Below are 22,740 nucleotides of genomic sequence, written 5' to 3'. Positions count from 1 at the left end.
GCTCAGAGCGCGAAGAACAGGCCCAGCGCAGGCACCGTGCGCAGGAATTCGCGGAACGCCGACTTGCTGCCGGAACGTTCGATCACGATGATGTCGTCGCCGTACACCTGCGCATCCGGCATGTCGCCGCGGCGCACCGCGGCCAGATCAAACGCGGCGGCCATGCGCTTGCCCTCGACCTGGCGGAACAGCACCACGCCTTCGAGGTCCGCGAACTCGTCCAGCCCCTCGGCCATCGCCACTGCCTGCAGGAGCGTGGTCTTGCCGGTCAGCGGATAGATGCCCGGCTTCTTGACCGCGCCTTCCAGGGTGACGCGCTGGCTGGTGTACTCCTTGACGAAGATGCTGACCTGGGGGTTCTGCAGGTAGCCTTGGGCGTACTTGGCGGCGAGCTCGGACTCGAGCTCCGGCACGGTCTTGCCGCCGGCCATCACGCTGCCGACCAGCGGCACGTTGATCAGCCCGTTGGAATTGACGCGCGCCTGGTGCTTCAGTTCATCCACGCCGAACACGCTGATGTCCAGCAGGTCCTGGGCGCCAACCCGGTAATCGGTGGCGCCTTCGTAGGCGCCGGACGCGGTGGTGGTATCCGGCGGCGGCAGCACCACGCCCATGTTGGCGCGGTGTGCGCTGCGGTTGGGCGAGGCGCAGGCGCCCAGCACCAAGGCCAGCAACACCGCGAACAGGACGATCCAGGACTTACGCATATATATAGCCTCGTGACAGAAGCGCCGTCGCCGTCATGCGGAACGGAGCAGGCGCGACCAGAACGGCTTGCGCGCCCTGGCAGGTGGTGCGGGAAGGGGCGGCAGTGTATCTGCTGCGGAATTCAGGATCATGGCGGCTGGGCGGGTGACAACCATGTGCCCGGCTTCTTCGGCGCCCACCAGTCGGGCCGCGGCTTCGCGGCCTTCGGCCAGCAGCGGCGGGCGGCGGGAGGGATGGTGGGCATCCGTGGCGAGGATGTGGCAGTGGCCTTCGCCCACGAACCGCTCGCCCCAGTACTGCGCGCGACGACCGAAGCGGCCGGTCAGCGCGCCGGCGGTGACCTGCATGAACACCCCGCGCCCGGCGAGGCGCACGAAGGTGTCGTAGTGCTGCTCCACCCAGGTGAGCCGCTCGGGATGTGTGACCACGGGCACATAACCCGCGGCCATGAGTTCGAACATGGTGTCTTCCAGCCGCGGCGGCGCCACGTGGTGCGGCGGCTCGAACAGCAGGTAGCGCGAGCCGGCGAGCGTTGGAATGCGGCCGTCGCGGATGCCCGCGGCGAGGCCCTGGTCGAGGTGCACGTCGGCGCCTTCCACCAGCTTCAGGGCGATGCCCTCGCGGTCCAGCTCGGCCTGCAGCGCCACGATCGCGGCGCGGATGTCCGGGCCCTTGTTCTCGTACATGCCGGGGTAGATATGCGGCGTACACGCCGTCACCGTGATGCCATCGGCCACCGCGATGCGCGCCATCTCCAGCGACATGGCAAGGTCAACCGCCCCGTCATCGATCGCGGGGAGCAGGTGGCAATGGAGGTCGAACATGCCGCGGATCCGTGTGGCAGCGCGCAGGGGGCGCAGCCGGGCACTTTACCACCCCAACCTTTACCCCTCCTCACACTGGGGCGCCGCCCGTGTGGCATGAAGCCCCGAGTGCCCTGTGGTGGCCGCCCCGAGTGCCCTGTGGTGGCCGTGAGGCCTTCGCGGCTCATGTCCCCCGGATCCGCCTGGCGGCGGATGCCTCCTCCTTGACTTCCCCGCGAAGGCCTCACGGCCACTTCGGGGCTGGGTGGCGGCTGTGGGTACCGGAGAGCGAAGGCGAAGAGCAAAGGCCAAGCCGGAGCGCAATGCCCAGGATCGCGGGGTGTGCCTTTGAGCCACCGCGCAATGCGGCGCACCGGGTGCCAAGGGCCTTGAGGGCGAAGTCAAGGAGGAGGCATCCGCCGCCAGGCGGATCCGGGGGACATGAGTCCTCAAGGCCCTTGGCACCCGGCACCCGGCACCCGGCACCCGGCACCCGCATTGAACAAAAAAAAGAGCCAGGTCCATTCGCCCGTCGGCAAATGCACCTGACCCTTTTCGTTCTTTGGAGGCCTCAGTCGGAATCGAACCGGCGTACGCGGATTTGCAGTCCGCTGCATGACCACTCTGCCATGAGGCCCACGTAAAACTGTTCAACGCGGCGCATTGCTGCGCCTGACACAACAAGACCCCGTTGCCGGGGTCTTGTCTCAAAACTGGAGCGGGAAACGAGACTCGAACTCGCGACCTCAACCTTGGCAAGGTTGCGCTCTACCAACTGAGCTATTCCCGCGTTGAGCCAGGCATTTTACGTGTCGCGGATACGTTGTCAACAGGTGCGCCCTCACTTGCGCGAAGTATCGGCCAGGCCGCGCGCAGGTACTCGAATCCGGACCACAGCGTGAGCAGCGCGGCCACCGCCAGCAGCCAGTCGCCGATGTGGAAAATCGGCTCGCCGAGCCACGCCGACGGCCGCGGCGGATTCTTGTCGGGCGTCACCGCGTACAGCAGCGCGAGCAGCGCCACCATCTGCACCACAGTCTTGATCTTGCCGATGGTGGCCACCTTGACCGTGGCGCTCTGCCCCAGCTCCGCCATCCACTCGCGCAGCGCCGACACCGCGATCTCGCGGCCCACGATCACCGCCGCCCAGAACGCCATCCACGGCGTGGGATGGCCCTGCACGATCAGGAACAGCGCGGTGGCGACCATCAGCTTGTCGGCTACGGGGTCGAGGAAGGCGCCGAACGCCGAGTACTGGTTGTAGCGGCGCGCGATCCAGCCATCCAGCCAGTCGGTGATGGCGGCGAAACCGAAGATCGCGGCGGTCAGGAAATTGCTCCACTGCCAGGGCAGGTAGAACATCAGCACCATCACCGGAATGAGGATGATGCGCAGCAGGGTGAGCCAGGTAGGAATGGTGAGCTTCATTGGTCTCGCGTGGCCTTGGCGCCCGACGCGGGGGCGTCCAGGCCGTGCAGTGTGGCGTAAATCCGTTCCGCGAGCGCCTGGTTGACGCCTTCGACGCGCGCGATTTCTTCGATGCCGGCCGCGCGCAGGCCACCCAGCCCGCCGAAATGCTTGAGCAGGCTGGCGCGCCGGCGCGGGCCGATGCCGGGGATGTCTTCGAGCCGACTGGTGCTGCGCGCCTTCTGCCGTCGGCCGCGATGGCCGGTGATGGCGAAGCGGTGCGCCTCGTCGCGCACCTGCTGCACCAGCTGCAGGCCGGGGGATGCGGCGCCCGGCTGCAGCTCGCGGCCGTCCGGGAGCAGCAGCGTTTCATGCCCGGCCTTGCGCGCTTCGCCCTTGGCCACGCCGACCACGGTGACGCCCTGGATGCCGAGTTCGCCGAGCACCGCGTTCGCCTGCGCCACCTGCCCCGCGCCGCCGTCGATCAGCAGCACGTCGGGCAGCACCGGGCCGTCGCCCTCGCCCGCCGCGCTGTCGGCCGCGCGGCGGAAACGCCGCGACAGCGCCTGGTGCATGGCGGCGTAGTCGTCGCCCGGCTCGATGCCGGCGATGTTGTAACGCCGGTACTGGCCGCGCACCGGACCCTCGCCATCGAACACCACGCACGAAGCCACCGTGGCCTCGCCCATGGTGTGGCTGATGTCGAAGCATTCGATGCGCCTGGCCGGCGCCGCCAGGCCCAGCAGTTCACGCAGCGATTCCGCGCGTGCGGCCTGCGCCGCCTGGCTGCCGAGCATGGTGGCCAGCTGTTGCTCGGCGTTGCGCCGCGCCATGTCCAGGTACCCGGCGCGCTCGCCGCGCACGCTGGGCTTGATGACCACCTTGCGCCCGGCCTGCAGCGAAAACGCGTCCTGCAGCAGGTCGATGTCCTCGATGACGCGGTCGAGCACGATCTCCTGCGGCGGCACCTGGCCGGTGTAGTACTGCGACACGAACGCCGCCAGCACTTCGGCCGGCTCCTCGACGCCGTTGGTTTTCGGGAAGAACGCGCGGGTGCCGAAGTTGCGGCCGTCGCGGAACGCGAGCAGCAGCACGCAGGCGTGCGTGCCTTCCATGGCGATGGCCAGCACGTCGAGATCCGCGGCGCGGCCGTCGACATACTGCCGCGCCTGCATGCTGCGCAGGCTGGCCAGCGTGTCGCGCAGGCGCGCGGCGCGCTCGAACGCGAGCGCGGCACTGGCGGCCTCCATGCCGGCGGCGAGCTCGTCGACCAGCTGGTCGCTGCGGCCTTCGAGGAACAGGCGCACGCGGCGCACGGCGTCGTCGTATTCCGCCCGCTCCACGAAGCCCACGCACGGCGCGCTGCAGCGGCCGATCTGGTACTGCAGGCAGGGCCGCGTGCGGTTGCGGAACACGCTGTCCTCGCAGCTGCGCAGCTTGAACAGCTTGTGCAGCAGGTTGAGCGTCTCGCGCACCGCCATCACGCTGGGGTACGGGCCGTAGTAATTGCCGGGCACGGCCTGCGGGCCGCGGTGCATGGTGATGCGCGGCGAATCCTCGCGCGTGAGCAGGATGTAGGGATAGCTCTTGTCGTCGCGCAGCAGCACGTTGTAGCGCGGCTTGAGCGACTTGATCAGCTGGTTTTCGAGCAGCAGCGCCTCGGCCTCGGTGCGCGTGACCGTGACCTCCATGCGCGCGACCTGCGCCAGCATGGCCATGGTGCGCGGGCTCTTGGGGCTGGCGCTGAAGTAGCTGGCGACGCGCTTGCGAAGCGCGCCGGCCTTGCCGACATACAGCACGCTGTCATCGGCGGCGTGCATCCGGTACACGCCCGGTGCGGTGCTCAAGCCACGGACGAAGGCCTTGCCGTCGAACACGTTGCCGCTGCCGGCCGCGGTCATTCGCCGATGGGGACGTGGCGCAGCGCGCCATCCCGGGTGTCGAGGCGCAGCACGGCGTGCGCATCGGTATCGGCAATCCAGACCACGCCGTCGGCGACGGCCAGGCCGCAGGGCGCGTGCAGGCGCTGCGGCAGCGGCCAGGTGCTGAGTTCGCCGCCGCCAAGGCGCAGCGAGCGCAGGCAATCGTTGCCGCTGTCGGCGATCCACAGCACCGGCGATTTGGGATCGAGCGCGATCGCCTGCGGCTGCTGCAGCGCGGCTTCGGTGCGCGCGCCATCGGCGTCGCCGTGGTTCCAGGCGTCGCGGCCCACCAGGGTGGTGACCTGGCCGCTGCGCGCATTGAGCGAACGGATCGCCGAGCCGGCGGCATCGCAGACGTAGACGACCTGTTGCACCGATGCCAGCGCGACCGGCTCGGCGAACGCCGCCGTGCCGCCCGTGCCATCAACCACGTCCAGCTCGCCCGAACCGGCCAGCAGCGTGATGCCCGGCGTGCCGAGGTCGTAGCGCCACACGCGGTTGTCGCCGGCGGTGGCGATGAACATGGCGCCCGCGGCCAGCGACACCGCGCGCGGCTGGTCCAGCGCCACCATGCGCGGATCGACAACCGGGCCTTCGGTGGGCGTGCCCGGGCGGCCCGCGCCGAGCACGGTGTCGATATCGCCGCTGCGCAGCTGGATGCGGCGCACGGCGTGGTTGCCGGCATCGGCGACGTAGAGCATGTCGCGCTCGATGCACAGGCCCTGCGGTCGGTTGAGCGCGGACAGCTCCATCGGGCCGTCGATGAAGCCCGGGCCGCCGGAGCCGAACTGGCGCAGCACGCGGCCGGAGTGGTCGCACTCCAGCACGCGGTGGTGGCCGCTGTCGGCCACGTAGAGGTAGTTGCCGGACAGCGCGATCCCGACCGGGAAGCGCAGCGGCAGCACCGGCTCGCCAACGCGGCGCATCTCGATGGGCTCGACGTTGCGCGAGCGCGGCTTGGCCTCGGCACTCAGCGCCGCGACCGCCGAGTCCAGCTCGCGCAGCTGGCCGTCGCCGGTGAAGCGTTCGCGGATGCGGCCATCGGCGTCGATCAGCACCACCGTGGGCCAGGCTTCGATGCCGTAGTGCTGCCACAGCGTCCAGTCGGCGTCGTGGACGATCGGGAATTCGAAGGTCTGGCGGTTCAGGCGCTTGGCGACGCGGCGCGGGTCGCGTTCATGGTCGAAGCGCGGCACGTGCACGGCCACGACGTTGAGCCGTTCGCCATGGCGTCCGCGCAGGTGCGCGAGGTCGACCATGCGCTGCATCGACCACGCCGAGCCCGCGTTGACGAACGCCAGCGCGCAGACACGACCGCGCAGCTGCGCCATGCGCACCGGCGCGGTGGTGTTGAGCCATTCCAGGCTGGGCGGGAATTCCGGGGCGAGGACTGCATCCATCGCTCGATTATGCCTGTCTTCCAGGATCGGGCGCACCGCGCCCGACCTGACGCATCCGCTACGGCGTGCCCGTTACTGGTTGGCGTGCTGCGCCGGCTTGAGCAGGCTCTCGCGCTGGCGGCGCTGCTGCCCCGCGGTCGAGCACTGGGTCGTGGGCATGCGCGACCCGGTCTTGAGCTCGCGCTTGCAGACCACGCGGCTGTCCGCCTCGGCGTCCTGCAGCAGCGTATTGACCAGCTGCTGCGCGCTGGCGACCTCGCGCCGTGACTCTTCGGACAGCGACGCCACGGTGCCGGCGGTCTCCAGCTGGCTGGAAATGACATCCAGCGACGCCTTGACCCTGGTGGCGTTGGCGGCGGAAAGCTCCGAGTAGATCTCGCCGCGTGCAAGATCGGCCTCGATCCTGGCGCGCTGCTCCACGAACGGCTTGGCGGAGGCGACGTCCAGCTTGTTTTCGTTCGCCCATGCCAACGCGGGAACAGCGAAAAGCAAAACGCACAGCAACAGAATCCTGTTCATCTTTTTCCTGGAGGGGGTGTCCAAAAACGCACCCGTTTTTCGCAGATCGACCGATCAGCTGTCAATCCCGGCCATGCGCCGCTCGGCCCGCAGCAGGTCGTCCGGTGTATCCACTCCCGGCGGGAAGGGCTCGGGCGTCAGCGCCACGGCGATACGGTGGCCGTGTTCCAGGGCGCGCAGCTGCTCCAGGGATTCGGTGCGCTCCAGCGGCGTCGGCGGCAGCGCCGCGAAGCGCCGCAGGAAGCCTGCGCGGTAGCCGTAGATGCCGATGTGGCGCAGCCAGTGGCCGCCGGCGGGCATGCGCTCGCGCCCGCCTTCAGCTGCGAACGCGTCGCGCGGCCACGGCAGCGGCGCGCGGCTGAAGTACAGGGCGTCGCCGTTGGCCGCGCGCACCAGCTTGACGGCGTTGGGATCGAACAGCGTGGCGACATCGTCCACCGGGGTGGCCAGCGTCGACATCTCGGCGCCGGACGCCACCAGTGCCGCGGCCACGGCGCGGATCCCCGCCGCGGGCGCGAACGGCTCGTCGCCCTGCAGGTTCACGACCACGGCGTCATCGGCCCAGCCGGCGATGTCGGCGCATTCGGCCAGGCGGTCGCTGCCGGAGAGGTGCTCCGTCGAAGTCATCGCCACGCGTGCGCCGCAGCCCTCCAGCGCGCGCGCGATGCGGTCATCGTCCGCGGCCACCCAGACCTCGCGGGCGCCGGCGGCGAGCGCGCGGCGCGCCACGTGCAGCACCAGCGGCTCGCCGCCGAGCAGCTGCAGCGGCTTGCCCGGCAGCCGCGACGCGGCGAAGCGCGCGGGAATGGCGACGATGAAGTCGAGCGCGTCCATGGTCAGGCCGCCGGTTCGCGCAGCCGTGCGAGCAGCGCGATCCAGAACGCTTCGGGAAGATCGGCCCGCACCGGCACCATGTAGTGGCGCTCGGTGACGAACGCCGCGCACTTCACCGCGTCCTTCGCTGTCATCAGCACCGGCAGGTCGCTGCCGAAGCGCAGGTCGTCCTCGCTGTAGGTGTGATGATCCGCGAACGCATGCGGCACCACGGCGATGCCGAGGCTGCGCAGCATGGTGAAGAAGCGCTCCGGGTCGCCGATGCCGGCCACGGCATGCACGCGCTGGCCGATGAACGCCGCGAGTGGCCGCGGGCGGCCGCCGGCGAGCGGCATGGCGTCGCCCGGCGCCAGCCACATCGGCCATTCGCCGAAGCCGGCCACGAGGTCCGGATCGCTGCCGACGTTGAGCACGCGGAAATCGCAACTCGCCGCGCGTTCGGCGGGCTCGCGCATCGGCCCGGCGGGCAGCGGCAGGCCGTTGCCGTGGCGGCGGCGGCCGTCGATGACTTCGATCTCGATGTCGCGCGCCAGCGCGTAATGCTGCAGGCCGTCGTCGCAGACCACCACGTTGCAGCCGGCGGCAACCAGCGCGCGCGCGGCGGCGGCGCGGTCGGCATCGACGCGCACGCGCACGCCGGTCTGGCGCGCGATCAGCACGGGCTCGTCGCCACCGATGGCCGGCGCCGTGCCCGCATCGACCCAGGCGGCGGCGCGCGCATCCTTGCGGCCGTAGCCGCGGCTGGCAACGCCCGGGGTAAAGCCCGCGGCCTTGAGGCGCTCGACGATCGCCAGCGTGAGCGGCGTCTTGCCGCTGCCGCCGGCGATCAGGTTGCCGACCACGATCACCGGCGCGCCCGCCTTCTTGCGGCGCAAGAGGCCCTTGCGGTACAGCGCGACGCGCGCGGCAACCGCCGCGGCGTAGAGCTTCGACAGCGCGCGCGCATGCAGCGGCGGCGTGCTGCCGTCGAACCACCAGCGCGGCGCCTGGCGCACGCGGCTCATGCCGGGCCACCTTCGCGGAACTGCATGCCGTGCAGGTGCGCGTACAGCCCGCCCTGGGCCAGAAGCTCGGTGTGCGTGCCCTGCTCCAGCAGCCGGCCCTGGTCGAACACCAGCACCTGGTCGGCGTGCTCGATGGTCGACAGCCGGTGCGCGACGACCAGGGTGGTGCGGTCGGGCATCAGCCGCTGCAGCGCGTCCTGCACCAGGCGTTCGGATTCGGTGTCGAGCGCGGCGGTCGCTTCGTCGAGGATCAGGATCGGCGCGTCGCGCAGGATCGCGCGCGCGATGGCCAGGCGCTGGCGCTGGCCGCCGGACAGCAGCGCGCCGTTCTCGCCGATCGGCGTGTCCAGGCCCTGCGGGAGGCGCTCGATGAATTCCCAGGCATTCGCGGCTTCGGCGGCGGCGCGGATCGACTCGCGCGGCGCCTCGATGCCGTAGGCGATGTTGGCCGCCACGGTGTCGTCGAACAGCGCCACGCGCTGGCCGACCAGGGCAACCTGGCGGCGCAGGTCGGCGAGTGCGTAGTCCGCGAGCGGCGTGCCGTCGAGGGTGATGCGGCCGGAATCGGGCTCGTAGAAGCGGGGCACCAGGCGGATCAGGCTGGTCTTGCCGCTGCCCGAACGCCCGACGATCGCGGTGACCGTGCCAGGGCGCGCGGTGAAGCTGACGTGGTCCAGCGCCACCCTGCCCTCGCCGCGCGCATAGCTCAGGCTGACGTCGTCGAACACCAGTTCGCCGCGGGCGCGATCGACCGCCTTGCGGCCGCGGTCGTCTTCTTCGACATCGTCGAGGATCGAGAACAACCGCTCGGCCGCGGCCACGCCGCGCCCGATCACGCTCTGCACGTTGGTGATGCGGCGCAGCGACGGAATGATGCCCATCATCGCGGTCATCAGCTGCATGAACTCGCCCGGATCCAGGCGCTTGGCGAGCGCCTCGCCGATCGCCACCCACACGATCGCCGCCAGCGCCAGCGCGGCGAGGATCTGCACGAGCCCTGACGACAGCGCGCGGGTGGTCTCGACCTTCATGTTGAGGCGCAGCACGCGGTTGGCGAGCGACGAGTAGCGCGCCTGCTCGAACGCCTGCGCGCCGTGCACCTTGACGTCCTGCTGCGCGGCCAATGACTGCTCGGCGCTGTGCGCCAGGTCGCCCATGCTGCTCTGGATGCCGCGGCTGATGCGCCGGTAGCGGCCGCCCACGTACCAGACCAGCACCCCGATCAGGGGCGCGATCAGGATCATCGCCATGGTCACCTTGACGCTGGTGTAGAGCATCAGGCCGAACAGGAACACGATGGTCAGGCCGTCGGCGATGATGATCTTCAACGCATCGGCGCTGGCCTGGGTGACCTGTTCGGTATCGAAGTTCAGGCGGCTGACCATATTGGGCACGGCTTCGGTGTCGAAGCGGCTGCTCGGCAGGCGCAGGTACTTGCCCAGCACCAGTTCGCGCAGGTCGCGCACCACGCTGCGCCCGGAGCGCGCCATGCCGTAGTCGGTGCAGAAGGTCGCCACGCCGCGGAGCAGGAACAGGAAGATGATCGCCAGCGGCAGCAGCACCGCCATTTCCGGCTTGGGGTTGACGAAACCGTCGTTGGTCAGCGGCTTCATCAGCCACACGAACGCCGCGCCGGCGCCGGCCTCGATCACCATGCCGATGGTGGCCACGGTGAGCAGCGGCCAGTAGCGCGCGGCGAAGCCGAGCAGGCGGCGGTAGGTGACCCAGGCGCTGGGCGCGGCGTCTTCGGCCGCGGACCCGGCCGCGCCTGCCGCGGGCGTGCCGGCAGCGGCGGTCTTGCCGGTGGTGTCGCTCATTGCGCCGCGGCCGGCGCGGCGCGGGCGCCGGCTTCGGGCGCCGTGGCGATGGCCACGCGCTTGAAGCCGAGCTGGCCGAGCGCGTCCATCGCGGTCACCACTGCCTGGTGGGGCGTGCGCGCGTCGGCGCGCAGCAGCACCGCGCGCTCGCGGTCGTCGCCGGCGACTTCGAGGATGGTGGCCTTCAGCGAGTCGACGTCGGTGCGCAGCGCCTCGCGGTCGTCGATGAAGTAGCGGCCGTCGGCGTTGACCAGCACGCTCAGCGCCTGCGGGTCGTTGTCGGCCGGCCGCGCCTCGGCGCTCGGCAGCTCGAGCTTCAGCATGGAACGGGTGTCGAAGGTGGTGGTGACCACGAAGAAGATGATCAGCACCAGGATCACGTCGATCAGCGGCACGAGGTTGATCTCGGGCACGTCCTCGGCGCGTCGGTCACGGATGCGCATGCGGCGCTCAGGCCCGCGCCGGGGCGGCGACGTGTCCCGCGTAGCCGGCGTGGGCGTCCACGGCCGGTTCGGCGGCGCGACTGGCACGGTGGTCGATGGCGTCCATCAGCTGGATCGCCTCGTGCTCCATGTCGATGATGTAGCCGTCGATGCGCGCGCGGAAATAGCGGTGGAACATCAGCGCCGGCACCGCGACGATCATGCCCGCCGCGGCGCACACCAGCGCCTTGCCGATGCCGCCGGCGAGCTCGTTCATCTCGCCCATGCCGACGTCCATGATGCCGAGGAACATCTGGATCATGCCGACCACGGTGCCGAACAGCCCGAGCAGCGGGCCGGCGGCGGCGATGGTGCCGAGCGCGTTGAGGTAGCGCTCCATGCGGTGCACCAGGTGGCGGCCCACGTCCTCGACGCGCTCGCGCATCTCCTCGCGCGGGCGGTTGCGCATGTCCAGCACCGCGGCCAGCAGCGCGCCCAGCGGCGAATTGCCGCGCAGCGACTCGATGTGCGCGGGGTCGAGATGGCCACCGCGGCCGGCCCAGTCGCGCACTTCGCGGCCGAGGCCGGAGGGCACCACCACGCTGCGGCGCAGCGTCCAGTACCGCTCGACGATGATCGCCAGCGCCACCGCCGACAGCAGCAGCAGCGGCAGCATCGGCCATCCGCCTGCCTTGACCAGTTCCAGCACGCCTTGCTCCCCGGGCCGGGGGGCCCGCCGTTCAATCCGGCGGATAGGATAGCGCGGCGGGCGAATGCGCCGCCCGTTCGAGCCTGCGCACCGCGTCCCACAACCGCGGGCGCCGCTGCCGCTCGGTGCCCGCCTCCAAGCCATCGGCGCCGAGGCGGATGCGCAGCCCGCCGCCCGTGGCGGTCTCCAGTACGGTCGCGCCGGCGGCCTGCCAGCGCGCCACCACCCCGCCATCCGGGTGCCCGAAGCGGTTGCCGTGGCCGGCCGAGACCAGCGCCAGGCGCGCGCCGGTGGCGCTGACGAAGCCCGGCGTGGACGAATGCCGGGAGCCGTGGTGGCCGACCACGACGACGTCAGCCGGGAGGTCGCCCGGCACGCGCCCCACCAGCCGCTCCTCCACCGGTACGCCGATGTCGCCGACCAGCAGCATGGCGCCGTGCGCCGTCTCGATGCGCAGCACGCAGCTGGCCTCGTTGCGCAGGTAGGGGAAATGCCGCGGCGGATGCAGGATGCGGAACGCCACGCCGTCGCGACGCCACTGCGTGCCGGCCAGGCACGGCGCTGCACCGTCGATGCCCGCACCTTCCGGCGCCAGCAACCGGGGCGCCGGGAAGCGCCGGCGCACGGCGGCCAGCCCGCCGGCGTGGTCGGCATCACCGTGGCTGACCACCATCGTGTCCAGCCGGCGCACGCCCAGCGCATGCAGCGCCGGGACCACGGTGCGCTCGCCGGCGTCGTAGCCCTCGGGGATCGCCGGGCCCATGTCGTACAGCAGCGCGTGGCGCGCGGTGCGCACCAGCAGCGCCAGGCCCTGGCCGACATCGATGACCACCAGCTCGACTTCGCCATGGCGCGGCAGCTGGCGATCGGGCCACAGCAGCGGCAACCACAGCAGGGCCGCCAGCGGCTTGCCCGGAATGCCGCGCGGCAGCAGCAGCCAGAACGCCGCGGCGAGCGCCATGGGCAGGGCGAACCAGCGCGGCTCAGGCAACCACCACAGCGCCAGCGGGCTGGCGCCAAGGCGCTCGAATGCGGGCCACGACAGGTCGAAGGCCCAGGCCGCAAGCCGCCACGCACCGCTGCCCCAGCCTGCCTGCAGGCCTTCGAGCGCGGTGCCGACGAGCGACAGCGGCACCACCACCAGGCTCCACCACGGAATGGCCACCAGGTTGGCGAACGGTCCGGCCAGCGAGGCCTGGCCGAACAGGATCACGGTCAGCGGCAGCAGGCCCAGCGTGGCGACCCACTGCGCCGACAGGAACTCGCGCGCGATGTTGCCGCCGCGCGCCTGCGGAAGGCACCACACCAGCCACGCCACGCCGGCGAAGCTGAGCCAGAAGCCCGCCGACAGCACCGCGAGCGGATCTACCAGCAGCACCGCGATCGCCGCCAGCGCCAGCGCGTCGGCGATGCGCAGCGGGCGACGCCACAGGCGCGCGGCCACCACCACCGCGAGCATCAGCACCGTGCGCACCGTGGGCAGCGCGAAGCCGGCGACCGCGGCATAGCCGACCGCCCCGGCCAGCGCCACCGCCGCCGACGCCTGCGGCCGCGGCACGATGCGCCCGAGCCCCGACAGCAGCCGCCACAGCCCCGCACCCAGCAGCGCGAAGAAGCCCGCGACCATGCCGACGTGGAAGCCGGAAATCGCGATCAGATGGGTAAGCCCGGTGGCGCGCAGGATCTCCCAGTCGTGGTCGGCGAGCGCGCGGGTGTCGCCGAGCGCCAGCGCACGCACGTAGCGCGACGAGGCGCTGGTGACCACCACATCGATCCGCGCGGCCATGCCGTCGCGCCAGGCGTCGATGCCGCGCGGCCGCCCGCGCTGCACGGCATCTTCCGGGGCGCGCACGTAGCCGGTGGCCACCACGCGCTGCGCCATGGCGTGCTTCTCGCTGTCGAAGCTGCCCGGGTTGCGCAGGCCGCGCGGGGCGCGCAGGCGCACGCGCAGCTCCCACTCGCCACCTGCGACGATTTCGCCGCGCCGCGATGGCGCATCGGACCATTCGTTGTCGTACCAGGACAGGCGCAGGCGCGCGCCTCGCAGGAACGCGGGCAGCGCCGGATCGTCATGCACGCGCAGGTCGAAGCGCGTGCGCCGCGCCTCGTGCACCGGCAGGCCGATGACGCGCCCGCCGACCTGGAAATCGTCGCGCTCATGGGCCGGCGGTAGCTGCGCGCCAAGCGACGCCGCCGCGTGCAGCCCGCACAGTCCGAAGCCGAACAGCGCGGCCGCCGCCCACCGCCAACGATCGCGGCGATGCCACCAGACGATCAGGCCGACGGGCAGGAGCACCGCGAGCACCGCCACCGGTGGCAGCGCGGGGAGCAGCAGGCAGGCCAGCGCGCCGGCCACCAGAGCCCCTGCTGCCCCGACTCCAAGCGGCGGTGCCGCGATCAATCCTGTCATTGCCGACTGCCCGGGCCGCAAAAGAGGCCCAGCGTGCCGTGTGGACGCGGGAGTGCCGATCGCCTGCAAGCCTTCTGAGCTGTCAGGGATCCCGCCTTTCCTCTGCGTTCCTTCCCCGTTCCGGGCGCGGTGACTTGGCGGGCCCCGTGGTGGCCGGAGCCCCGCGAGCCCTGTGGTGGCCGGGAGGCCTTCGCGGCTCATGTCCCCCGGATCCGCCTGCGGCGGATGCCTCCTCCTTTACTTCCCCGCGAAGGCCTCCCGGCCACTTTGGGGCGTTCCGCCGGCTGCCAGTGCCGCGACCAAGCGCGAGCTTGCGGGCTGTGGCTTTGCTCCTCAAAGCACCGCGAGGTACGGCGTACCGGGTGCCCCGCACCCCGCGCCCCGCGTCAAATCAGCGCGTGGTCACGCACTCGCCGGGTCGATCTCGCGCAGCTTGCCTTCGTGCAGTTCGAGGACGCGGTCCAGCCTGCGCGCCAGGCTGCGGTCGTGCGTGACCAGCACCAGCGCGGTGCGCTCGGCGCGGTTGAGCTCCAGCATCAGCTCGAACACCGTGGCGGCGGTCTTGTCGTCGAGGTTGCCGGTAGGTTCGTCGCCGAGCACGCACGCCGGGCTGTTGACCAGCGCCCGCGCCACGGCCGCACGCTGGCGTTCGCCGCCGGACAGCTCGCCCGGCTTGTGCTCCAGGCGATGGCCGAGGCCGACGGATTCCAGCAGCGCGCGCGCGCGCGCCGCCGACTCCGGCACCGCAGCGCCGGACAGCATCACCGGCAGCATCACGTTTTCCAGCGCGGTGAACTCGGGCAGCAGGTGGTGGAACTGGTAGACGAAGCCCAGCGCGCGGTTGCGCAGCCGGCCGCGCTCGGCGTCGGGCAGCGAGCCCATCGCCTGCCCGCAGACGAACACCTCGCCCGCCGTGGGCGTGTCGAGTCCGCCCAGCAGGTGCAGCAGCGTGCTCTTGCCGGCGCCGGATGCACCGAGGATGGCGACGGTCTCGCCGGCGTCCACGCGCAGCTCCAGGCCGTCGAACACCGGCGTGCGCAGCTTGCCCTCGGAGTAGGTCTTGCCAAGGCCTTCGGCGCGCACCACTTCGCCCTGGTGGCCGTTGCCGTGGTTGATGCGCGCTGCCTGCGCGTGCTCACTCATAGCGCAGCGCCTCCGCCGGGGCCGTGCGCGCCGCGCGCCAGGCCGGATAGATGGTGGCCACGAACGCCATCGCCAGCGCCACCGCGGCGATCCACGCCACGTCGTGCGGGTTGAGCTCGGTCGGCAGGCCGGTGATGTAGTAGACGTCGGCCGGCATCAGTACCACGCCGAACACTGCCTCGATGGCGCGCAGGATGTGCTCCAGGTTGAGGGTGAGCACGATGCCGCCGACCACGCCCAGCACCGTGCCGATCACGCCGATCAGCGTGCCCTGCACCATGAACACCTGCATCACCCCGCGCGGCGTGAGGCCGAGCGTGCGCAGGATGGCGATGTCGGCCTGCTTGTCGGTCACCAGCATCACCTGCGACGACACCAGGTTGAACGCACCCATGGCGATGATCAGCGACAGCAGGATCGCCATCATGGTCTTCTCGAGCTTCAGCGCGCGGAACATGTTGGCGTTCTCGCTGGTCCAGTCGCTGACCCGGTACGGTCCGTCGAGCTTCAGCGCGAGGTCGCGGGCGATGTCGAACGCCAGGTCCATGTCGTGCATCTGAAGGCGCACGCCGGTGACGGCATTGCCCATGCGCAGCAGGCGCTGGGCGTCCTCCAGGTTGACGATAGCCAGTCCCTTGTCGAACTCCTGGTAGCCGGCTTCGAAAATGCCGCTCACCGTGAAGCGCTTGAGCTGCGGCACCGCGCCCATGGGCGAGGCCTGGTAGTCGGTGGTGGCGATCACGCTGTCGCCGACGCGCACGCCCAGCCATGCGGCGAGCTCGCGCCCGAGCACGATGTTGTAGCTGCGCGCGGCCAGCGTATCGAGGCTGCCTTCGACCATGCGCTCGCCGAGCACCGACACCTGGGCTTCATCACCCGGGACGATGCCGCGCAGGATGGCCGGCTGGCGGCGCTGGCCGGAGAGCAGCGCCTCGGTGGAGATATACGGCGCGGAGCCGGCGATGCGCGGGTCGCGACGCGCGACGTCCACCGCCTCCTGCCAGTTCTCCATGCGCGCGCCGTCGGCGGACACCGTGGCGTGCTGGGTCATCTCGAGCATGCGGTCACGGATCTCGCGCTGGAAACCGCTCATCACCGCCAGTGTGGTGATCAGCGCGGTGACGCCCACGGCGATGCCGAGGATGGAGGCCAGGGAAATGAAGGAGATGAAGGCGTTGCGGCGTTTGGCGCGCAGGTAGCGCAGGCCGATGGCCACGGGGATGGGCTTGAACATCGGGTCTCGCGCGGGCTCGAAGGCCGCTATGGTGCCATCTGCGGCGTCGCGCGGGCGGGAATCAGGTTGTCGGCGGCCAGCCGCAGTTCACGGCGGCGCGCCGGCGGCAGTGTATCCGGCCACCAGGTGCGGTGCCGGGTGCGGCCGCGGACATCCCGCCAGGACAGTACCGCCAGCGGTCCGCGCCAGTGCAGCCGCGGCTGCGCGACCGCCACGCCATCGACCAGCACGCGCCGCTGCGCATCGATTGCGACCATGCCGGAGGGCATGCGCCAGTGGCGCCGTGCCGATGCCAGCCCACATGCCAGCACGACGGGGACCAGCATCCAAGCCAGCGGCGCAGGCAGGCCGCTCGCCGGCAGCGCGCTTGCGGCCAGCGCCGACAGCAGGATCAGCGCGGCCAGCAGCCAGCGCGATGGGTGCCACTCAATGCGGCAGGTCGGCGATGCGCCTGACCAGTGCGGCGAGTTCGGGGTCATCGGGCTGGGCGTGGCCAAGGAACCATTTCCAGAGCCTATCGTCCTCGCTGTCCAGCAGCCGCAGGAAAACCGCGCGCTCGTCGGCCGGGGATTGCCGCCATTCGCGCTCCAGCCAGCGTTCGAGCAGGCGGTCGAGCTCGCGCATGCCGCGGCGGCACTTCCAGCGCAGGCGGCGGATCTCGGTGTCGTCGTCCAGCGTGCTCATGCCGCCAGCAGGCACCAGACAAGGCGGACCCAGAACAGCATCAGCACTGCGCTGCCGGCAAGGAACGCCTTGAAGCGGTGCATGACCTTGTTGTAGCTGCAGTGGATGGCGCTGTGCACGATGCGAAGGGCGACGAAGCCCCACGCCAGCCCGAGCAGCCACCCGTCATGCAGGCCGAGCGCCAGCATCACCGCCACGCCGAAATAGAACAGCACCGGCAACTCGGACAGGTTGCGGAAGTTGTCCGCGGCGCCGCTGTCGGTGAGCTTCTGCGCGGCCTGCGCCGAGGTGGCCACGGCCTGCGGGTGGATGCGCTCGCGCTTCATCTGCGCCACGCGCGTCACGTACATGCGCACCATGACCACGAAGGTCAGTGCCACGAGCACGAATGCGGGCAGCAGGATCGAATGGGTTGCCAGCATGTGTTCCGTTCCCCCGAAACGACCGCGCCGGCGGGTGCCGGCGCGGGATGGATCAGACCTGGCGTGCCAGCATCAACTGCTTGATCTCGCCGATCGCCTTGGCGGGATTGAGTCCCTTCGGGCAGGTGCGCGTGCAGTTCATGATGGTGTGGCAGCGGTAGAGCTTGAACGGATCCTCGAGGTCGTCGAGGCGCGCGCCGGTGTCCTCGTCGCGCGAGTCGACGATCCAGCGGTAGGCCTGCAGCAGGATCGCCGGGCCGAGGTAGCGGTCGCCGTTCCACCAGTAGCTGGGGCACGCGGTGCTGCAGCAGGCGCACAGGATGCACTCGTACAGCCCGTCGAGCTTGGCGCGGTCTTCCTTGGTCTGCAGGCGCTCGCGGTCCGGCGGCGGCAGGCTCTGGGTACGGATCCACGGCTGGATGGACGCGTATTGCGCGTAGAAGTGCGTCATGTCGGGGATCAGGTCCTTGACCACCTCCATGTGCGGCAGCGGGTAGATCGGCACCTCGCCCTTGCCCTTGCCGCAGTCCTCGATGGCCTTGGTGCAGGCCAGCGTGTTGGTGCCGTCGATGTTCATCGCGCACGAACCGCAGATGCCCTCGCGGCACGAACGGCGGAACGTCAGCGTGGGGTCGATCTCGTTCTTGATCTTGATCAGCGCGTCGAGAACCATCGGGCCGCACTTGTCGAGGTCGACCTCGTAGGTGTCGGTGCGCGGGTTCTCGCTGTCGTCGGGGCTCCAGCGGTAGACCTTGAATTCGCGCACGCGCGAGGCCCCGGCGGGCGCCGCGAAGCGCTTGCCCTTGTGGATCGTCGAGTTCTTCGGGAGTGAAAATTCAGCCATCTGCCTTTGATCCTAGTAGACGCGCGCGACGGGCGGCACGACTTCGACTTCGTCGTCGAGGGTGTACATGTGCACCGGGCGGTAGTCGATGCGCGTGTTGCCGGCATCGTCCACCCAGGTCAGCGAGTGCTTCTGCCACTCGGCGTCGTTGCGGTCCGGGAAATCCTCGCGGGCATGCGCGCCGCGCGATTCCGTGCGGTTCTCCGCGGCCACGATGGTCGCCAGCGACTGGCCCAGCAGGTTCTGCAGCTCGAAGGTCTCGATCAGGTCCGAGTTCCACACCAGCGAACGGTCGCTGACCTTGACGTCGGCGAACGAATCGTTGATCTCGCGGATCTTGGCCACGCCCTCGGCCAGCGTCTCGCCGGTGCGGAACACCGCGGCGTCGGCCTGCATGGTGCGCTGCATGCGGTCGCGGATCACCGCCGTGGGCGTGTCGCCCTTGGCGTGGCGCAGCTTGTCGAGGTTGGCCAGCGAACGGTCGCAGGCATCGGCCGCCAGCGGCTTGTGCGGCCCGCCCGGACGGATGGTCTCGGCGCAGCGGTTGGCGACCGCACGCCCGAACACCACCAGGTCCAGCAGCGAGTTGGAGCCGAGGCGGTTGGCGCCGTGCACCGACACGCAGGCGGCCTCGCCGATGGCGTACAGGCCCGGGACGATCGCGTCCGGGTTGCCGTCCTTCAGCTGCACCACTTCGCCGTGGTAGTTGGTCGGCACGCCGCCCATGTTGTAGTGGACGGTGGGAATGACCGGGATCGGCTGCTTCTCGACGTCGACGCCGGCGAAGATCCGCGCGCTCTCGGCGATGCCGGGCAGTTTCTCGTGGATGTCCTTCGGGTCGAGGTGCGTCAGGTCGAGGTGGATGTGGTCCTTGTGCTCGCCCACGCCGCGGCCTTCGCGGATCTCGATGGTCATCGAGCGGCTCACGACGTCACGCGACGCCAGGTCCTTGGCGTTCGGTGCGTAGCGCTCCATGAAGCGTTCGCCGTTGGCGTTGCGCAGGATGCCGCCTTCGCCGCGCACGCCCTCGGTGATCAGGCAGCCGGCGCCGTAGATGCCGGTGGGATGGAACTGCACGAACTCCATGTCCTGCAGGCCGAGGCCCGCGCGCAACGCCATGCCACCACCGTCGCCGGTGCAGGTGTGCGCGGACGTGGCAGAGAAGTACGCGCGGCCGTAGCCGCCGGTGGCCAGCACCGTGCCCTGGGCGCGGAACAGGTGCAGCGTGCCTTCGGCCATGTCGATGGCCAGCACGCCGCGGCAGGCGCCGTCGGCATCCATGATCAGATCGAGCGCGAAGTACTCGACGAAGAACTCCGCCTGGTGCGCCAGCGACTGCTGGTACAGCGTGTGCAGGATGGCGTGGCCGGTGCGGTCGGCGGCGGCGCAGGTGCGCTGCGCGGTGCCCTTGCCATAGTGCGTGGTCATGCCGCCGAAGGGGCGCTGGTAGATCTTGCCCTCCTCGGTGCGCGAGAACGGCACGCCCTGGTGCTCGAGCTCGATGATCGCCGGGATGGCCTCGCGGCACATGTACTGGATGGCGTCCTGGTCGCCCAGCCAGTCGGAGCCCTTGATGGTGTCGTAGAAGTGGAAGCGCCAGTCGTCCTCGCCCATGTTGCCGAGCGCGGCGGAAATGCCGCCCTGCGCGGCCACGGTGTGCGAACGGGTCGGGAACACCTTGGTGATGCAGGCGGTCTTCAGGCCCTTGTGGGCGAGGCCGAACGTGGCGCGCAGGCCGGCACCGCCGGCCCCCACCACGATCATGTCGTACTTGTGTTCGGTGATCTTGTAGGCGTTGGTCATCTTGGGCTTCGCAGGTCAGGCAAGCAGCGCGATGCGGGCGATCGCGTACAGCGAAGCCAGGGCACCGAGGGCGCAGAGCAGTGAGTTGAGCACCAGCAGGGTCAGTTCGACCGCGCGGGCGTGCACGTAGTCCTCGATCACCACCTGGAGGCCGAGCTTCGCGTGCCAGAACAGCGCCACCACGAGCGCCGCCATGAGGATCGCGTTATAGGGGCGCGACAGCACCGAATAGGCGGTGGGGAGATCGGCACCGACCAGCGACACCAGCGTGCCGACCAGCCACGGCACCAGCAGCACCAGCACGATGGCGGTCAGGCGCTGGTACCAGAAGTGGCCGGTGCCGGTCTTGCCCGAGCCCAGTCCACGGGCGCGCGCCAGTGGCGTGCGCAGGTCGCGGCGCGCGGCGGCGCCTGCTTTCACGTCGCTCATGCCGCACCTCCCAGCGCGAAGAACCAGATGGCCGCGGTCAGCACCACGGTCAACACGAACACGGTGTAACCGGAGCGGTACACCTCCGGCAGCTCGAAGCCCCACCCGGCATCCCACAGCATGTGGCGGACGCCGTTGAGCAGGTGGTACATCAGCGCCAGCGAGAAGCCGAACAGCGCGATGCGGCCGAGGGGCGACGCCAGGCAGGCGCTGGCCGAGGCGTAGGCGTCTCCGCCGGCGGCAACGGCAAGCAGCCACCAGGCCAGGCCGAACGCGCCGACCACCAGCGCGATGCCCGTGGCGCGATGCAGGATCGACATCAACATGGTGATCTGCCAGCGGTACACCTGGAGGTGCGGCGACAGTGGGCGGTTTGGATGGGTCATCGCGGCGGGCATCTCTCGCTGGGCGGCGATGTCTGCCGCGTTGGCTGGTGGGGGTATGGCAAGCCGCCATGGGCGGCGAACGCATCAGAAGTCGATGCAGCGTCCGTTCTTTTCCCAGTCCCCGTAGCGGGTCGGATCGGGGCCGTCGCGGCCCCCGTACTCCGGCGCGGGCGGCGGCGTTGCCACCGCGTCCGCGGAAGGTGCGGGGACGGCTGGGGGCGGCGTTTCGCCTATGATTGCGGGGTCAGGCACGAGTGAAAGTCTAGTTCCCATGGCCATGTTGGACAAGCCGGACGTTCCGCGGACGGGTTTCTTCGCACTTCCCGACCACGGCGTCATCACCCTCGAAGGCCGCGATGCGCTGGCGTTCGCGCAGGCGCAGTGCATGAGCGACGTGGCCGCGCTGGCCGACCACGGCTGGCAGTGGAGCGGCTGGCTGACGCCCAAGGGGCGGGTGATCGCGCTGTTCGCGGTGCTGCGGCTGGGCGCCGAGAGCGCCTGGCTGCTGGTACCGGACGGCGATACCGAATCCCTGGCGGCACGCCTGCGCGGCCTGGTGTTCCGCAGCAAGGTCAAGGTCGAGGCGCGCCCTGACCTGTTCGCGGCCGGGGCGTTCGCGGCACCGGCGGCGGCCCGCGACGCGACGCTCTCGGGCGACGCGGTCGGCGGCATTGAACTCGACCTGGGTGATGGCACCCTGCCCCGCTGCCTGCGCGTCTCGAACGTCGCCGTCGAACCCGACCCGGCGGCGCAGGCACGCTGGCACGCCTTCGACCTCGCCCACGGCTGGCCGCGGCTGCCGCCGTCGCAGACGGAACAGTGGACGCCGCAACAGCTGTCGCTGGACCGGCTGAAGGCCTACAGCGTGAAAAAGGGCTGCTATCCCGGCCAGGAAATCGTGGCGCGCACGCACTTCCTGGGCAAGGCGAAGCGTGGGTTGGTGCTGTTCGGCGCGCCGCTTGCGCCCGCGGCGGGCAGCGAGGTGCTGGCCGACGGCAAGGCACTGGGCACGGTGGCATGCAGCGGCGACGCGGCCGGCACCGGACTTCCCGCTGCTGCGCTCGCCCTGGCGGTACTCCCGCTGGAGCGCGACGACTCCGCCACGCTCGAGGCCGACGGCCAGTCGCTGGCCGTGCTGCCACTGCACGACGGCCTTTCGCGCTGACGATCCCGAACCGCGAAGCGCGTCGCATCGCGGTTACATCCTGACGCTATCCTCGGCCCCGGGGGAATCCACGGTGCGGGCGGCCGTCCGGCCGGCCCGGGACAATCACGCAAAGGGGAAATGCATGACCCGTTCGATCGCACGCGTGGCAGCGTTGCTTGCCACCTGCCTGCTGGCCGCCTGTGCATCCAGCCCGCCACCGCCCGACCCCGCGCCCGAGCCGGCCCCGGCGAGCTTCGACCAGACGCTGTCGGGGGACGCGCTGTTCGAATTCGGCAAGTCCGGCATCGACAACATCAGCCCCGCAGGGCGCGCCGAGCTCGACCTGCTCGCCGCGCGCGTGCGCGCGCTGCCGGCTGTGGAGGTGGTGCATGTCATCGGCCACAGCGACCGCATCGGCACTGCCGCGGGCAACGTGGAACTGTCGCGCAAGCGCGCGGCCGCGGTGCGCGATTACCTCGCCGCGGCGGGCGTGCCCGCCGACAGGATCACCGCAGTCGGGCGCGGCAGCGTGGAGCCGGTGGCCGCGTGCGTGGGCGAGAAGGGCCAGGCGCTGATCACCTGCCTGGCGCCCAACCGCCGCGTGGACATCAAGGTGGTGATGCCGTAACCCCGGCAACAGCCGGGGCGCGTCGACGACGCACCCGGCTGTGCTACACATGGCGCACGGTCAAA

At 70.6% G+C, this 22,740-nt stretch carries 23 protein-coding genes, 2 tRNA genes and 1 pseudogene; 2 read left to right on the top strand and 24 right to left on the bottom strand.

Annotated elements, in window-relative coordinates; translation table 11 throughout:
- Window positions 1-2: 2 nt before the first annotated feature.
- The 24 genes and pseudogenes from JGR64_RS05520 to JGR64_RS14005 form a co-directional block, all read right to left on the bottom strand.
- Entirely contained in the window at window positions 3-707 is a 705-nt protein-coding gene (locus JGR64_RS05520) for a polysaccharide biosynthesis/export family protein (protein WP_199375640.1), read from the bottom strand.
- Between the two features lie 33 nt (window positions 708-740).
- The gene (locus JGR64_RS05515) at window positions 741-1,532 is read right to left on the bottom strand and encodes a CpsB/CapC family capsule biosynthesis tyrosine phosphatase (RefSeq protein WP_199375638.1); all 792 of its coding nucleotides are present in this window, start codon (window positions 1,530-1,532) and stop codon (window positions 741-743) included.
- A gap of 542 nt (window positions 1,533-2,074) precedes the next feature.
- A tRNA-Cys gene (locus JGR64_RS05510) sits at window positions 2,075-2,148 on the bottom strand.
- A 77-nt stretch (window positions 2,149-2,225) separates the two neighbouring features.
- Window positions 2,226-2,301: transfer RNA gene (locus tag JGR64_RS05505), tRNA-Gly, on the bottom strand.
- On the bottom strand, window positions 2,292-2,939 hold the full coding sequence (pgsA, locus tag JGR64_RS05500) for a CDP-diacylglycerol--glycerol-3-phosphate 3-phosphatidyltransferase (protein WP_199375636.1): 648 nt from the start codon (window positions 2,937-2,939) through the stop codon (window positions 2,292-2,294). Before pgsA ends, JGR64_RS05505 begins: the two co-directional genes overlap by 10 nt.
- Complete coding sequence (gene uvrC / locus JGR64_RS05495; protein ID WP_199375634.1) at window positions 2,936-4,819, bottom strand: excinuclease ABC subunit UvrC; 1,884 nt, start codon at window positions 4,817-4,819, stop codon at window positions 2,936-2,938. The genes pgsA and uvrC overlap by 4 nt, the downstream gene beginning before the upstream one ends.
- Window positions 4,816-6,240 (bottom strand): redoxin family protein, encoded by a 1,425-nt coding sequence (locus JGR64_RS05490; protein WP_199375632.1) that lies wholly within the window; start codon window positions 6,238-6,240, stop codon window positions 4,816-4,818. Before JGR64_RS05490 ends, uvrC begins: the two co-directional genes overlap by 4 nt.
- A 72-nt stretch (window positions 6,241-6,312) precedes the next feature.
- Window positions 6,313-6,711, bottom strand: a complete 399-nt coding sequence (locus JGR64_RS05485) for a hypothetical protein (protein ID WP_199375631.1) — start codon at window positions 6,709-6,711, stop codon at window positions 6,313-6,315.
- A gap of 102 nt (window positions 6,712-6,813) precedes the next feature.
- The gene (gene kdsB / locus JGR64_RS05480) at window positions 6,814-7,593 is read right to left on the bottom strand and encodes a 3-deoxy-manno-octulosonate cytidylyltransferase (protein WP_199375629.1); all 780 of its coding nucleotides are present in this window, start codon (window positions 7,591-7,593) and stop codon (window positions 6,814-6,816) included.
- Between the two features lie 2 nt (window positions 7,594-7,595).
- Window positions 7,596-8,597 carry a tetraacyldisaccharide 4'-kinase gene (gene lpxK, locus JGR64_RS05475; protein WP_199375627.1) on the bottom strand — a complete coding sequence of 334 codons (1,002 nt, stop codon included), beginning with the start codon at window positions 8,595-8,597 and terminating at the stop codon, window positions 7,596-7,598.
- On the bottom strand, window positions 8,594-10,414 hold the full coding sequence (gene msbA, locus JGR64_RS05470) for a lipid A export permease/ATP-binding protein MsbA (RefSeq protein WP_199375625.1): 1,821 nt from the start codon (window positions 10,412-10,414) through the stop codon (window positions 8,594-8,596). The genes lpxK and msbA overlap by 4 nt, the downstream gene beginning before the upstream one ends.
- A complete protein-coding gene (locus JGR64_RS05465; protein WP_199375623.1) occupies window positions 10,411-10,857 on the bottom strand; it encodes a biopolymer transporter ExbD in 447 nt (148 codons plus the stop codon). Before JGR64_RS05465 ends, msbA begins: the two co-directional genes overlap by 4 nt.
- A gap of 7 nt (window positions 10,858-10,864) precedes the next feature.
- Complete coding sequence (locus JGR64_RS05460; RefSeq protein WP_199375622.1) at window positions 10,865-11,545, bottom strand: MotA/TolQ/ExbB proton channel family protein; 681 nt, start codon at window positions 11,543-11,545, stop codon at window positions 10,865-10,867.
- A gap of 31 nt (window positions 11,546-11,576) precedes the next feature.
- Entirely contained in the window at window positions 11,577-13,955 is a 2,379-nt protein-coding gene (locus JGR64_RS05455; protein WP_199375620.1) for a DNA internalization-related competence protein ComEC/Rec2, read from the bottom strand.
- Window positions 13,956-14,357: 402 nt separating this feature from the next.
- Window positions 14,358-15,098, bottom strand: coding sequence for a lipoprotein-releasing ABC transporter ATP-binding protein LolD (lolD, locus tag JGR64_RS05450; RefSeq protein WP_199375618.1), 741 nt, complete (start codon window positions 15,096-15,098; stop codon window positions 14,358-14,360).
- Window positions 15,091-16,332: a lipoprotein-releasing ABC transporter permease subunit gene (locus JGR64_RS05445; RefSeq protein WP_199375616.1), complete on the bottom strand. Its 1,242-nt coding sequence runs from the start codon at window positions 16,330-16,332 to the stop codon at window positions 15,091-15,093. The genes lolD and JGR64_RS05445 overlap by 8 nt, the downstream gene beginning before the upstream one ends.
- A gap of 26 nt (window positions 16,333-16,358) precedes the next feature.
- Complete coding sequence (locus JGR64_RS05440) at window positions 16,359-16,811, bottom strand: hypothetical protein (protein WP_199375759.1); 453 nt, start codon at window positions 16,809-16,811, stop codon at window positions 16,359-16,361.
- A complete protein-coding gene (locus JGR64_RS05435; RefSeq protein WP_199375757.1) occupies window positions 16,759-17,007 on the bottom strand; it encodes a succinate dehydrogenase assembly factor 2 in 249 nt (82 codons plus the stop codon). Before JGR64_RS05435 ends, JGR64_RS05440 begins: the two co-directional genes overlap by 53 nt.
- A 5-nt stretch (window positions 17,008-17,012) precedes the next feature.
- Window positions 17,013-17,438, bottom strand: coding sequence for an MAPEG family protein (locus JGR64_RS05430; protein ID WP_199375614.1), 426 nt, complete (start codon window positions 17,436-17,438; stop codon window positions 17,013-17,015).
- Window positions 17,439-17,490: 52 nt separating this feature from the next.
- Window positions 17,491-18,282: a succinate dehydrogenase iron-sulfur subunit gene (locus tag JGR64_RS05425; RefSeq protein ID WP_199375612.1), complete on the bottom strand. Its 792-nt coding sequence runs from the start codon at window positions 18,280-18,282 to the stop codon at window positions 17,491-17,493.
- Between the two features lie 12 nt (window positions 18,283-18,294).
- Entirely contained in the window at window positions 18,295-20,085 is a 1,791-nt protein-coding gene (gene sdhA, locus JGR64_RS05420; RefSeq protein ID WP_199375610.1) for a succinate dehydrogenase flavoprotein subunit, read from the bottom strand.
- 15 nt (window positions 20,086-20,100) lie between these two features.
- Window positions 20,101-20,514, bottom strand: a complete 414-nt coding sequence (gene sdhD, locus JGR64_RS05415; protein ID WP_199375608.1) for a succinate dehydrogenase, hydrophobic membrane anchor protein — start codon at window positions 20,512-20,514, stop codon at window positions 20,101-20,103.
- On the bottom strand, window positions 20,511-20,900 hold the full coding sequence (gene sdhC / locus JGR64_RS05410; protein WP_199375606.1) for a succinate dehydrogenase, cytochrome b556 subunit: 390 nt from the start codon (window positions 20,898-20,900) through the stop codon (window positions 20,511-20,513). Before sdhC ends, sdhD begins: the two co-directional genes overlap by 4 nt.
- Before the next feature lie 84 nt (window positions 20,901-20,984).
- Window positions 20,985-21,071: pseudogene (locus JGR64_RS14005) on the bottom strand (DUF1674 domain-containing protein); the annotation flags it as partial.
- Between the two features lie 106 nt (window positions 21,072-21,177).
- On the opposite strand from JGR64_RS14005, the gene JGR64_RS05400 reads away from it, so the two are divergent.
- Together JGR64_RS05400 and JGR64_RS05395 are read left to right on the top strand one after the other, a co-directional pair.
- Window positions 21,178-22,065 carry a folate-binding protein YgfZ gene (locus tag JGR64_RS05400; protein ID WP_199375753.1) on the top strand — a complete coding sequence of 296 codons (888 nt, stop codon included), beginning with the start codon at window positions 21,178-21,180 and terminating at the stop codon, window positions 22,063-22,065.
- A gap of 124 nt (window positions 22,066-22,189) precedes the next feature.
- Window positions 22,190-22,675: an OmpA family protein gene (locus JGR64_RS05395; protein ID WP_199375604.1), complete on the top strand. Its 486-nt coding sequence runs from the start codon at window positions 22,190-22,192 to the stop codon at window positions 22,673-22,675.
- Window positions 22,676-22,740: the final 65 nt, after the last annotated feature.

It is taken from the genome of Luteimonas sp. MC1572, from assembly GCF_016615815.1.
Taxonomy (GTDB): Bacteria; Pseudomonadota; Gammaproteobacteria; order Xanthomonadales; family Xanthomonadaceae; genus Luteimonas.
The sequence above is the reverse complement of the archived record's forward strand: the minus strand, read 5'-3'. Positions and strand labels throughout refer to the sequence as shown.